The organism is Lactococcus sp. SK2-659, assembly GCF_020218185.2.
GTDB classification, from domain to species: Bacteria; Bacillota; Bacilli; order Lactobacillales; family Streptococcaceae; genus Lactococcus; species Lactococcus lactis.
The window spans coordinates 1-13,365 of the sequence record NZ_JAIWQZ020000003.1 but is presented as its reverse complement, the minus strand read 5'-3'; the positions used below and the strand labels follow the sequence as shown (position 1 = coordinate 13,365).

The 13,365-nt window shown below is 34.1% G+C and carries 12 protein-coding genes; 7 read left to right on the top strand and 5 right to left on the bottom strand.

The genetic code is table 11. The annotated features are described in order from the left end of the window. Positions 1-316 precede the first annotated feature (316 nt). The 3 genes from yajC to rlmH all read right to left on the bottom strand — a co-directional run bounded on the left by yajC (position 317) and on the right by rlmH (position 1,940). Positions 317-649, bottom strand: a complete 333-nt coding sequence (gene yajC, locus LDP15_RS10055; protein ID WP_003130588.1) for a preprotein translocase subunit YajC — start codon at positions 647-649, stop codon at positions 317-319. A 94-nt stretch (positions 650-743) separates the two neighbouring features. Beyond that, positions 744-1,442 carry a DNA alkylation repair protein gene (locus tag LDP15_RS10050; RefSeq protein ID WP_015427175.1) on the bottom strand — a complete coding sequence of 233 codons (699 nt, stop codon included), beginning with the start codon at positions 1,440-1,442 and terminating at the stop codon, positions 744-746. A gap of 18 nt (positions 1,443-1,460) precedes the next feature. Continuing rightward, positions 1,461-1,940 carry a 23S rRNA (pseudouridine(1915)-N(3))-methyltransferase RlmH gene (gene rlmH, locus LDP15_RS10045; RefSeq protein ID WP_015427176.1) on the bottom strand — a complete coding sequence of 160 codons (480 nt, stop codon included), beginning with the start codon at positions 1,938-1,940 and terminating at the stop codon, positions 1,461-1,463. Between the two features lie 375 nt (positions 1,941-2,315). Here rlmH and LDP15_RS10040 point away from each other — a divergent pair, with 375 nt between their 5' ends. The 5 genes from LDP15_RS10040 to LDP15_RS10020 all read left to right on the top strand — a co-directional run bounded on the left by LDP15_RS10040 (position 2,316) and on the right by LDP15_RS10020 (position 7,609). Next, complete coding sequence (locus LDP15_RS10040) at positions 2,316-3,542, top strand: S1C family serine protease (protein ID WP_225513488.1); 1,227 nt, start codon at positions 2,316-2,318, stop codon at positions 3,540-3,542. 125 nt (positions 3,543-3,667) lie between these two features. After that, positions 3,668-4,666 (top strand): glycosyltransferase family 4 protein, encoded by a 999-nt coding sequence (locus LDP15_RS10035; protein WP_015427177.1) that lies wholly within the window; start codon positions 3,668-3,670, stop codon positions 4,664-4,666. 125 nt (positions 4,667-4,791) lie between these two features. Beyond that, on the top strand, positions 4,792-6,132 hold the full coding sequence (locus tag LDP15_RS10030; protein WP_012898632.1) for a glycosyltransferase family 4 protein: 1,341 nt from the start codon (positions 4,792-4,794) through the stop codon (positions 6,130-6,132). A gap of 107 nt (positions 6,133-6,239) precedes the next feature. Next, positions 6,240-6,464: a YkuJ family protein gene (locus LDP15_RS10025; protein WP_003130579.1), complete on the top strand. Its 225-nt coding sequence runs from the start codon at positions 6,240-6,242 to the stop codon at positions 6,462-6,464. Between the two features lie 140 nt (positions 6,465-6,604). Beyond that, complete coding sequence (locus LDP15_RS10020; RefSeq protein WP_015427178.1) at positions 6,605-7,609, top strand: hypothetical protein; 1,005 nt, start codon at positions 6,605-6,607, stop codon at positions 7,607-7,609. A 40-nt stretch (positions 7,610-7,649) separates the two neighbouring features. On the opposite strand, the gene LDP15_RS10015 is transcribed toward LDP15_RS10020, so the two are convergent. Next, a complete protein-coding gene (locus tag LDP15_RS10015; RefSeq protein WP_225513487.1) occupies positions 7,650-8,402 on the bottom strand; it encodes a tRNA1(Val) (adenine(37)-N6)-methyltransferase in 753 nt (250 codons plus the stop codon). Positions 8,403-8,757: 355 nt separating this feature from the next. Continuing rightward, positions 8,758-11,391 carry a DNA polymerase I gene (gene polA, locus LDP15_RS10010; protein ID WP_042230647.1) on the bottom strand — a complete coding sequence of 878 codons (2,634 nt, stop codon included), beginning with the start codon at positions 11,389-11,391 and terminating at the stop codon, positions 8,758-8,760. 238 nt (positions 11,392-11,629) lie between these two features. On the opposite strand from polA, the gene LDP15_RS10005 reads away from it, so the two are divergent. Next, positions 11,630-12,439 carry a Cof-type HAD-IIB family hydrolase gene (locus LDP15_RS10005; RefSeq protein ID WP_042230649.1) on the top strand — a complete coding sequence of 270 codons (810 nt, stop codon included), beginning with the start codon at positions 11,630-11,632 and terminating at the stop codon, positions 12,437-12,439. After that, positions 12,439-13,362 carry a LacI family DNA-binding transcriptional regulator gene (locus LDP15_RS10000; protein ID WP_225513486.1) on the top strand — a complete coding sequence of 308 codons (924 nt, stop codon included), beginning with the start codon at positions 12,439-12,441 and terminating at the stop codon, positions 13,360-13,362. The genes LDP15_RS10005 and LDP15_RS10000 overlap by 1 nt, the downstream gene beginning before the upstream one ends. Positions 13,363-13,365 lie beyond the last annotated feature (3 nt).

Genomic DNA, 13,365 nt, shown 5'->3' with positions numbered 1-13,365 from the left:
CTCTTTGGTTATTAAAGTTTTATTTACCCAAAGACTCTAAGAAAGAAATTCTCTTCTTCTTATTTTTTTCTTTATCAATTTATTCAAAAACTTTCTCTACTGTTTTTTCAAAAAAGACAGTATTACTTTTCCATTTTACCATATTTTAATATAGATTTGTATCTCAAATTTTATTGGTCAGTAATCATAAGTTATTCTATTTGCTAAAATCAACTGACAGATAAATCTGTCAGTAAAATATTTTATAAAAAAATCCTGTCAGTAACTGACAGGAAAATAAATTAAATCTATTTTCTCATTAAATGTAGAAAAGAGATTAGTTTTCTTCAATTGGGCTTTCCACTTTTGTTTCGGCCGGTGTTTCTTCAACAACAGTTGTTTCTGGTGTTACACCACTTTTTACAGTTTTTACGGCTGCACGGTCGAAAGTCAAAATCACACCTTCACAATCAAGTTCAATTGTTCCTTTTGCTGAATCAATGCTTGAAAGAATTCCGTGCAATCCACCAATTGTTACGATTTCTGAACCTGGTTGCATTGCATCCAATTGTTCTTGGCGTTTAGATTGTTGTTTCTTTTGTTGACGGTTCATGAAGAACATCATCCCACCCATAACAACAACGATAAAAATAAGAGATAAGCCTGACATTTCTGTCTCCTTTATAAGTTTTATTCAAATTTAAGTTCATTTTCGAACATTCTTCTTATTCTATCATAGTTTGAAAACTCTGTCAAATCAAGCTTTAGAGATGTTTACTTGCTTCTCGAATTGAAAGTTTCGCCATTTTATTTTCATGTTCTTCAATAAATTTTATGACCCAAGCAGAATTTGTTTTTGCCAAATCTCGCAAAGCCCAACCTATTGCTTTCGTAATAAAAAATTCATCAGCAAAAGAACTACCTAAAAGATTTTTTTCAATATTATATGAAAGTAATTCTAAATCTGTTTGATTTTTAAAGCTTAATTGACAGTCAATTGCAATACGTCGAATCCAAAAATTTTCGGCTTGAGCCCATTCTTTTACGAGAGACTTGACCTGTTCATAAGCAGTTGAGTCATCCTCGGTCGCTTGTTTACGACCTGTCAGTAAAAGCTGACCAACCAATTCATCTAAAGCGTCAACCGTATCCCACCATGATTTACTGACAGTCAATTTTTTTATCTTTTCCATGTCATCAAAAATAAGCCATTTCTTCATTTGATGAAGATAATCTAAAGCCAGATATTGAAATTCACGCTCAGGCAAATTCCAAAATTCAAAAACAAGCTTCCAATCAATTTTCTTATCTTCCTTTTTTTCCTTTAGAAAATCTTTTGCCAAAAGACGTCTTTCTGGCGTTTTTAAACCAATAAATTCAAACTGGTGACGCAAATATGCTGCTTGTTTTTCAGCATTTTCTTCATTCTTATGTTGGCGAAACTCTTCTATAATATTAATCATTTCATTCCTTTCAAATTTTTACTTATGATAAGCCGAACCTCGATTAATCATTTGTGCCCGATAAATTTGTTCTACTAAAACCAGACGCATCAGTTGATGAGGGAGTGTCATTCGCCCAAAAGAAATTTGCAAATCACTTCGTTGATAAACTTCCTTTGAAAGTCCTAAAGAACCTCCAATTACAAAAACAAGATTTCCTGTTCCGTAAACTTCAGCTTTCTTCACAAAATCAGCCACTTCCTCTGATGACATTAATTTTCCTTGAATGGCTAAAATCGCTAACTTATCTCCTGCTTGAATCCGTGATAAAATTTTCTCACCTTCACGTTTTTTCAACGCCTCTGCTTCTTTTTCGGAAGCATTATCTGGAATTTTTTCATCTGCTAGCTCAATAATTTCAAGTGGCAGCATCGTTCCCATTCGTTTAACATATTCAGCAATTCCATCTTTTAAATACTTTTCTTTAAGTTTTCCAACAACTACTAATTTAATCTTCATTTTTATTTTTCTCTCTAAATTAAAACTTTATTACTTAAAAATTAACAACTTTTCCCCAGTTTTTTGATTACTTTTACACTTTCAGGAATAAAAACATTTATAAATTCTTAAATTTATTTTATAATTTTACCCTTTTCCCCCATTGAAAACAAGATGAAAACATGATTTATCAACATTTTTTTACTTTTTTCCACTTTTCTGTGGAAAACTTTATTAAAATATCCACTTATCCTCATTAATTTTTAGATTATCCACAAAAATGTGGAGAAACTATATTAGTTTGATTTTTGTTACTATTAAGGTATTATTAAGTGAGAGTAGATATAATTACATCATAGAAATGCTATAAAGAGTAATAATTGAAAGGAATTATTTATGGCAAAAGCTAATATAGGAAAATTGCTATTAACAGGTGTCGTGGGCGGAGCCATCGCACTTGGAGGAAGTGCAATCTATCAAAGCACTACAAATCAATCGGCAAATAATAGTCGTTCAAATACAACTAGTACAAAGGTTAGTAACGTTTCGGTAAATGTCAATACCGATGTTACCTCTGCAATTAAAAAAGTTTCAAATTCTGTCGTTTCTGTTATGAATTATCAAAAAGATAACTCACAAAGTAGTGACTTCAGTTCAATTTTTGGTGGAAATAGCGGTTCAAGTTCATCGACTGATGGCTTACAGCTTTCTAGTGAAGGCTCTGGTGTCATCTACAAAAAATCTGGTGGTGATGCCTACGTTGTAACTAACTACCACGTTATTGCTGGTAATAGCTCACTTGATGTTCTGCTTTCTGGTGGACAAAAAGTCAAAGCTTCTGTGGTTGGGTATGATGAATACACAGACCTTGCTGTTCTTAAAATCAGTTCTGAACATGTCAAAGATGTGGCGACATTCGCTGATTCTAGTAAATTAACAATTGGTGAACCTGCCATTGCCGTTGGCTCACCTTTAGGTAGTCAATTTGCAAACACCGCAACTGAAGGAATTTTATCTGCAACAAGCCGTCAAGTGACTTTGACCCAAGAAAATGGTCAAACAACTAATATCAATGCAATTCAAACAGATGCTGCCATTAACCCTGGTAACTCTGGAGGGGCTTTGATTAATATTGAAGGGCAAGTTATTGGAATTACTCAAAGTAAAATTACAACAACTGAAGACGGTTCTACTTCTGTCGAAGGTTTAGGATTTGCGATTCCTTCTAATGATGTCGTAAATATCATTAATAAACTTGAAGCGAATGGTAAAATTTCACGCCCTGCTTTAGGTATCCGAATGGTTGACCTTTCACAATTATCAACAAATGACAGTTCTCAATTGAAATTACCAAGCAGTGTAACAGGTGGGGTTGTTGTTTACTCCGTCCAATCTGGACTTCCTGCTGCCTCAGCTGGTTTGAAAGCTGGAGATGTAATTACAAAGGTTGGCGATACAGCAGTAACTTCTTCAACAGACTTGCAAAGTGCTCTTTACTCACACAATATCAATGATACAGTAAAAGTTACTTATTATCGTGATGGTAAATCAAATACAGCAGATGTTAAACTTTCTAAATCAACCAGTGACTTAGAAACAAGCAGTTCATCTTCTTCTAATTAATAACTTAATAATTTAATGAAAGTCTTCTGTAAATAGAAGGCTTTTTTCATACTAAAGTCTGAAATTTTTAAAAATAATAAATTTCCATTTTTCTTTTATTGATTTATGGTAAAATAAAGTTAAGCATGAAAATTTTACTTTACTTAGAAGCCGAACAATTTTTGAGTCATTCAGGAATTGGTCGTGCAATGAAACATCAACAACGCGCCCTTGATTTAATGGGCATTGACTGGACAAAAAATCCTGAGGATGATTATGATATCCTCCATTTAAATACTTATGGCTTTAGCAGTTGGAAAATGTTAAAGAAAGCAAAAAAAGCTGGAAAAAAAGTAATCTTTCATGGTCATTCGACCAAAGAAGATTTTCAAAATTCCTTTATTGGCTCAAATATTGCTGCTCCTTTCTTTAAACAATATTTAATGCACTTTTATCGTGCTGCTGATTTAGTCATTACACCAACTGATTATTCTGCTAGTTTGCTCCGTTCTTACGGAATTAAATGTCCAATCTTACCTATTTCAAACGGAATTGATTTGACTAAATATTCTCGAAGTGAAGCCAAAGAGAAAGCCTTCCGTGAGTATTTTTCACTAACAGCTGACCAAAAAGTTGTCGTGACAGCTGCCCTTTATTTTAAACGTAAAGGGATAGATGATTTTATTAAAGTGGCTGAAAGAATGCCCGATGTGACTTTCATTTGGTTTGGTTATCAAAATCTTTGGACTATTCCTGGTTGGATTCGTCGAATTGTTAAGAAAAATCATCCGAAAAATGTTCTTTTCCCAGGTTATATCAAGGGAGATATTTTTGAAGGAGCTATGTCTTCTGCAGATGCCTTCTTTTTCCCTTCTCGAGAAGAAACTGAAGGAATCGTTGTTCTTGAAGCACTTGCTAGTCACCAAAAAACTGTCGTTCGAGACATCCCAGTTTATCATGGCTGGCTTGATTCAACTTGTGTAAGTATGGCAACAGATGTTGAAGGTTTTGTCAATCAACTTCAGGATGTTTTAGATGGAAAGGTTGACAAGACAAAAGAGGCTTATCAAGTAGCTGAAAGTCGGACAATTGAAAAAGTTGCCCAACAATTAGCTGATGCTTATCAGCAAACTTTAGAACTTTAATTTTTAAAAATTACTGACAGAAAGAAAAAGTAGTTGCTGACCAAGCTGTCAGTAAAATTTTCTTACTAAAATTTTTGTCAGTAAAAAAATAAAAAATTTACAGAAATATAAACGGGAATTTATTTATGAGAGTTGGACTTTTTACAGATAGTTACTTTCCACAAATCAGTGGAGTAGCAACAAGTATTCGCACTTTGGCCCTAGAGCTTGAAAAATTAGGGCATGAGGTTTTCATTTTTACAACAACAGATCCAAATGCTGATGTGGACCACGAACGAAATATTATTCGGCTGCAATCCATTCCTTTTGTGAGCTTAGCAGAACGTAAAATTGTCCTCAAAGGTGTTTTTGCTGCTTATTTAATTGCTAAAGAATATGATTTAGATATCATCCATACGCAAACTGAATTTGGAATGGGAATTTTAGGTAAAATGGTTGCTGCTCAATTACGCATCCCTGTCATTCATACCTTACATACTAAGTATGAAGATTATGTTTACTACATCGCCAAAGGACGCTTAATCCGTCCAAGTATGGTTAAATACATTATTCGTAATTTCCTGCGTGGAACTGAAGCGATTATTTGTCCAAGCGAAATGGTTTTGGAAACTGTCAATAGTTATGGTGTCACTCTTCCTAAACGTGTCATTCCAACAGGAATTGAAATTGACCGTTTTAAACGTGATGACATTAAACCTGAAGAAACAGCAAAATTAAGAGTCGAGCTTGGTCTTGCAGAAAATGAAATCATGTTGCTCAGTCTCTCACGGATTGCGGCTGAAAAAAATATCCAAGCAGTGATTCATGCATTACCAGATATTTTAGAAGAGTTTCCCGTGAAACTTGTAATCGTTGGTCATGGCCCATATGCCGAAAATCTTAAAGAATTAGTTAAAGAACTTGAACTTACTGATAAAGTTGTCTTCACAGGCCCAGTTGAAAATGAGAAAACAGCCTATTATTATAAAGCTGCTGACTTCTTCATTTCTGCTTCTACTTCAGAAACCCAAGGCTTGACTTATCTTGAAGCAATGGCAGCAGGGACAAGAGTCCTAGCTGCTAAAAATCCTTATTTGTCTGAATTAATTAATGACGATGAATTCGGACAACTCTTCATTGGTGATGATGATTTAGCTGAAGTTACCAAAAAGGCAATTCGTGATTTACATCCCATTGATAAAGATAAATTTGAAAAGAAACTTTATGAAATTTCAGCGGAAAATTTTGCTAAAAAAGTTTATCTCTTCTATATTGACACCATTATTGAATACAATAACCTTAAGTCTATTGAGGCGGAACGTTTTCCAATGAAAATGGAAGATACCATTCGTCAAATGCCAGTTACTGTTAAACGTTCACTTAAAAGAGAACAAATTCGAGCAAAATATTTTGCCAGAAAAGCCAGTAAACTTGCCAAAAATCTACAAAGTTATGTTAAAATAGATAAGGACAAAGAACAGGACTAATGGGGTCAATCCTAAGAACTGTCCCTTTGAAAAACAATTGGAAGTAAAAAACAATTTTATAAAAACAGAGTTTTGCTTTGCAGAACACCGAAAGGAATTTTTAAGAAATGAAATCACATTTGTTAGCAATTATGAATCGCTTAAACCGTTTGGTTGAAGGTGGTGACCCAAAAGAAACTTATAATTTTGAACGTGAAGGCGAAGTAATGCTTACTGTAAGTTACAGTCCAGAAGATGAAGCTTTTGCTTTGCGTTATCCTAAACAAAAAGATGCTTCATTGTTCGATGATATCGACCTTGTTGCCATTGAAATTTATGATATGATTTATTAAAAAGTTACTGATGAAAAGATTAGGATAAACCTAAGAACTTTCATCAGTATTTTTTTATCCTAATCTAACATTTCTTAAATGTTGTTGAACTTTTACATTTTTTATAGTAGAATATCAATAAAATACAATTGGAGAGGTTTATGAAAAAGAAAATTTGGATGTCCTTGGGACTTGCTGCACTTGCAGTTTTTTCCCTTTCTGCTTGCTCAACTAAAAACTCTGATGAGGCCAAAAAGGCCTTTATTTCAGATACAGTTGCCTTGAATAATTCTAAAGACTATAATGCTCAAAAAGTAAAAGTTGATGTTAATGAATTCAAAATTCATGGTGGTGGAGATAATTCTGAATTCAACAAGATTTTTAACAAGGGTGCTGGACTCGATTTTAATATTGGACTTGATAAGACTAACCAACTTGCAGTTCTTGATGGAAAATTGACAGTCGCTAAAAAAGATTATGATTTAGGATTTATGATGTCACAAAAAGGGCTTTATATTAGTAGTTCAGACATTAAATCACTTTATGATAACAATAAAGATTTAATTCCAAGTTCTGCCGAAGATACGGCTACAATTTACGGAGCTATGATTGATAGTCTCAATAAATCATATTTGCTGATTGATTCGCAAACGCTTGATTCAAATGTTCAATCTTCTAAAGATAACTGGGAATCAACGCTTAAGCAACTTTTTGAATCAAATTCAAAAATGAGTGAAGCTGATTTAGAGAAGCAATATAAAGAGATTCCCAATTCTGATTTCACCAAATCTGGAAATAAAGTGACTATGGAATTTTCTGGTAAAGATATTGATCTCAATGATTTAATCAATAATTTGAGTGCTACTTATTCTATTCCTAAAGAACAAACAGAGCGATTAATCAAAGAAAGTAAAAATATTGATATCAGCAAACTTTCTATTAAATTAACTGTAGATAAAAAATCTCATGAAATGACTGGAAAACTGACTGGTAGTATTTCTAATACAAAAGAAAAAACAAATGCTGATCTTGACATTTCTTTAGCCTCAACGCGTGGCAAACTAAAAGAAACCCTTAAAGAGCCCGCTGCTACAGACACTAATACACTCGAAGAAGTGCAAAATGCAGCCATTGAAAAGTTAATGGCGCAAGCAAGTGCGATTTAATAAAAAAGTTACTGACAGAAATTTCTGTCAGTAACTTTTTTTAATGTTTTCCATAATAAATTTCATCAATTTCATCAGTGTAAGTTCCGTCATCATTATGAACAATCAAAGGCGGTAAGAAAATTTCGCCCCCTTCTTTGCCGTCTTTAATCGCATCAATCAATAAAATATTTGCTGGTTGATTTGCCTTAGGATAAACAAATTGAATCCATTTAGGTTGCAAATTATTAGAACGCATTTTGTCTACAATTTCTAAAAAACGCTCTGGTCTATGAACCATGGCAATGTGTCCGTTTGTTTTGAGTAATTTTTTACTGACAGAAAAAATTTCATCCAGATTTGTCGTCAATTCATGACGGGCCAAAGTATAATGCTTACTTTCATTAAAATGACTTTCATCTGAATCCACTTTAAAATAAGGTGGATTACAAAAAATCAAATCTGCACTTGAAGTATGAAGATGGTCAAGCGCCCGATTAAGATTATCATTAATGACAGACATTCTGTCATTAAGTCCATTGAGTTCAATTGAGCGAGTTGCCATATCAGCCAAACGTTCTTGAATCTCTAATTCAATAATTTGAGCATTTGTTTTAGAACTCGCAAAAAGTCCGACAGCTCCATTTCCCGCACATAAATCTACAATTTTACCCCGTTTTGGTAAGCGCGGAAAACGAGCTAACAAAATCGCATCAATGCTAAAAGAAAAAACCTCTCGGCTTTGAATAATTTTTACCCCACTGCTGGCGATTTCATCAATTCTCTCATCCATGTTCAATTCGATATTTTCCATAATTTTATTATAACACAGCCAGTAAGGCGAAACAAAATTTCGTGCTGTTGACTCTCCGTCTAATTACTATTTCGCTCCCTTCGTCAGCTGAATTGTCCATACTCTCTACGGCAGTAAACTGCCAAGTTCTAGTGGCAATCAAGTCCCTTCGGGCTTAGCGGGTTGCCTTTCGACTAATCCGAAAAAGGGCACAGCCAGCGAAGATATGAGCAATGAGTGTTATAACATAGCCCCTAACCCACCTTCTAACAGTACCCGTTAAAAAACGATAATCAGCCCCAGCTAATTATCGTTTTTATTTATTTTGTCAATAAACGTGAAGAAGTGAGCAGTTTAATTCTATCAATAATCTTTATTATTTAGCTTCATACCAAGTCTTACCAGTATTTTCATCCACTTTTAATGGGACAGCAAGTTCAATCGCTTCTTCCATCGTTTGTTTTACCAAGGCCTTAATTTCATCTAATTCCTCTAAAGGAACATCAAGGATAATTTCATCGTGTACTTGCAATAATAATTTTGATTTAAAATCACGAGCACTCAAAGCTTTATCCAAATTAATCATCGCAATTTTTAAGATATCAGCTGCCGAACCTTGAATTGGTGAGTTAATAGCCGTCCGTTCTGCAAAACCACGAACATTAAAATTACGAGCATTAATATCTGGAATCTTACGACGACGGTGACTCATTGTTTCAACAAAACCTTTGTCTCGTGCCTCACGAACAATATTTTCCATATAGGTTTTAATCCCAGGATAACGTTCAAAATAAGTTTCAATGTAATTTTTAGCATCTTTTCTTGTAATTCCAAGATTTCTTGCTAAACCAAAATCGGAAATTCCATAGACTACTCCAAAATTGACTGCTTTAGCATTTCTACGATCATTAGCAGTCACATCTTCTGCTTTTTCAATGCCGAAAACACGCATAGCCGTTGAAGTATGGATATCAGCTCCATGTTTAAAGGCATCAATTAAATGTTCATCCCCAGAAATATGTGCCAAAACCCGCAATTCAATTTGTGAATAGTCAGAACTCAATAAAAGCGAATCTTTGCTTGGGACAAAAGCTTTACGAATTTTTCGTCCCTCCTCAAGTCGAACAGGAATATTTTGTAAATTCGGGTCAACTGAGCTCAAACGTCCAGTTTGAGTCAAATCTTGAACATAACGTGTATGAATTTTTCCATCATCAGCAATTTGAGGAATCAGACCTTTCACATAAGTTGATTGTACTTTATTGATTTGACGATATTCCAAAATTTTTGCTACAACGGGAGATAAAGCAGCTAAATCTTCTAAAACATCCACTGCCGTTGAATAGCCTGTTTTTGTTTTCTTTCCAACCGGTAGCTGTAATTTTTCAAATAAAATCACACCCAACTGTTTTGGTGAATTAATATTAAATTCTTCACCAGCCAAATCATAAATTTCGCGCGTCAAAGAAGCCAATTTTTCTTCATTTTCCGCACCAATTTCTTCCAGCGTATTTTGGCTGACAGCAATCCCTGTAATTTCCATTTTTGCTAAAACTTCTGCTAATGGTAATTCCATATCAGCCAAAAGGTGTTCTTGTTCATTTTCAAGCAATTCAGCCATCATTTTTTCTTTGGCCAAGGCAAGCACTTTAATTTTACGAGCTAAATGTTCAAATAAAACCGCATCATCAGGTAAAGCAATTTTTGTCCCTTTGCCAAAAACTTCTTCATCCGTTGCCAAATGTCCGCTATTGAAAAGTCTTGCAATCGTCGAAATTTTATTATCTTCTGTTGTTGAAATTAGATATTTTGCAAGCATTGCATCAAATTTGACCAAAGGTAATTCGATATCCAAGTGACTCAAAAGTACCCGATTTTTCTTGAAATCATAAGTATTTTCGGGGAACTTCATTTTTGTCAGTAAATCTATATTTTTAGAAACATAAATTTTCTCAGCATTTCCCCAGGCAAAAGCCACAATTTGCTCACGATGATAATTTTCCCCTAAAGTTTCCAAATAGAAGAAATCATCAGCATTTACCTTTTCACTGATAGAGCCATCAGTAACTATTTCAAAATCAATTTCGTCAACAACTTTTTCGTCAGTAACTTCTCCACCAGCCTCAGTCAATAATTTACTTTTGAATTGAGCAAAGCCCATTTCATCATAAAATTGACTAAGTTCATCAACCTTTTTATCTTTTAAAAGCGTATCATCTAAGCCAATTTCAATTGGAGCTTTCGTATTTATCGTTGCCAATTGTTGTGACAAAAAAGCCATTTCTTTGTCAGCAATTAGATTTTCTTTCATTTTGCTGGCTTTCAAAGAATCAACATTTTCATAGAGATTTTCAAGTGACCCAAACTCTTGCAAAAGTTTAAGACCAGTTTTTTCGCCAACTTTTGTCACGCCAGGGTAATTATCAGAAGAATCGCCCATTAATGCTTTTAAATCAATAAATTGAGCTGGAGTCAATCCCATTTTTTCTAAAAGATAATCAGGTGTAAACTCCTCAAACTCAGCAACCCCCTTCTTAGAAATTTCAACTCGCGTATTTCCATCCACAAGCTGAATCATATCCTTATCACCCGTCACAATAGTAACATCAAAATTAACATCTGGGGCTTCCGCCATTTTGTCCAAAGTCCCAATAATATCATCAGCCTCATAGTTAGCTAACTCATAATGGCGAATTCCCAATTTCTCAATCATTTCCTTGATAAAAGGTAATTGCTCACGAAATTCATCTGGTGTTTTTGAACGTCCGCCTTTATAGTCAGCAAACATTTCCGTACGAAAAGTTGTTTTTCCTGCATCAAATGCAATCAAAACATGTGTGGGCTCAATCCGTTCCATCAAAGAAGAAAGCATTGTATGAAATGCAAAAATAGCATTAGTATGTAACCCATTTGGCGCTTTAAAGCGATCTATCTGATTATATAGCGCAAAAAAGGCCCGAAAGGCAACCGATGACCCATCAATTAGTAAAAGTCTGTCCTTGTTCTCCATTTTATTTCCTATCTCTTCCATATTTCTATACTTTTATCCATTCATCTAAGTAAATATTATCTTAAAACACATAAAAACGAGCTTTACTAAATTATAACATTTTCACCACTTCTTTTGGAACTGCTCAACTTTAAGCATAGTCATTCAATTATTTTAAAAATAAATAATCAATAATCCTTGACATGGAACGCGTTCCATAATTTAAAATAGACTTAATCAAACAAAGGAGCTTAATCACATGAAAATTAAACACATTTTTACAGATATGGATGGAACATTACTTGACTCACACGGAAGTGTATCAGACACGAACCACTGGTCTATTTATTACAGTGACCTTCCAATCACATTAGTTTCAGCCCGTAGTCCCTTGGAAATGAGCAATATTGTAGAAAAATTACAACTAACAACGCCTCAAATCGCATTTAACGGGAACCTAACCTTCACCCAAAATCAATTTGGACTACAAATTATTGATAAAAATCCCCTAGCTTCAGAAACCGTCTCACAACTATTAAATTACATCTCAACAGAATTTCCCAATGTCAGCTTAAATTGGTACAGTCTTGCTCACTGGTACATTAACAAACAAGACAAAGGAACCTTTATCCAAAAAGCAATAACAGGTATAGAACCTAAAATCAAAGCCTTTGATGGTCAATCAGAAATATATAAAATAATGATGATTGTCTTTGATTCTCAAGAACTCTTACAACTTCAAGCTCAACTAAATAATCTAAACATCCCCAATATTTCAGTTCAACAAAGCGGACAATGGTATTTAGAAATTACATCTAATAATAAAACAAAAGCCGACGCTGTACAATCAATACTTGATAATAAAAATTTAGACTTTCAGGAAATTGCCGCTATTGGTGATGGTCATAATGATATTCCACTTCTCCAATCAGCTGGACTATCTATCGCCGTAGATAATGCTAACTCCGAGGTCAAAAAACATGTTAAAATGGTTGTAGCAAAAAATACTGAACATGGTGTTGCTGAAGCAATATCAGCTATTAATACCATTAACGAACAGGTGATATAATGACCTCTTTATCCGATTTATCGAAACTTAGCGGCTATTCAAAAGCTACCATCTCTCGTGCCCTTTCTGGGAATGGCTATGTTTCAAAAGAAACACGTAAAATTATTTTGGACTTAGCTAAAGAACTTGACTATACTCCCAATGCAATCGCACAGGATTTATCGGCTGGTACAACAAAAAATATCGGAGTTGTCCTCCCCTACGTCAAGCATCCGTTTTTTGGGCAAATATTAGAAGGAATTCTGGATAAAAGTTTTGAAACCGGTTATAAAATCGTCATCCTCCCTTCAAATTATGACCAAAATCTAGAAATTCAATACTTAGAACAACTCCGAAAAAAAGCATTTGAAGCATTAATTTTTACCTCAAGGGAAGTTTCTGAACAAACCGTTCATAAATACCAAAAATATGGTCCAATTATTTTATGCCATAAACCTAAAAGTAAAAAAATAGCCGCCAGTTATGCAGAAAGAAAAATTGGATATCGAAAAGCTCTAGAATGGCTTCAAGAACAAAATTGTAATAATATTGGGTTTCTCTTTGCACGTTATAAAAGTCCAACTACATCTGTTACTCTCCAAACCTATAAAGAAATATACGAAGAAAAAGTAAGAGATGAACAAATAAAAACGGGTGCAGTATCTTCAGCAGACGGTTACAAATTGGGGCCCCAACTTACACAATTTGATGCAATATTTGCAAATTCTGATGATATTGCTGCTAATGTTTGGCGTTGGTTTGAACAACAAAAAATACCTAAACCTGTTATTATTGGCCAAGAATCATTAATATCTGGTCAGATTCTCAGTATTCCAACCGTAAATAATCACTTTCAACAAGTAGGACGTTGCGCATTTGAATTGGCTATTTCTAAAGAAATTCAGCAACTAGCAATTAAATCAGAGTTTATTCTAAATCGTTAAATA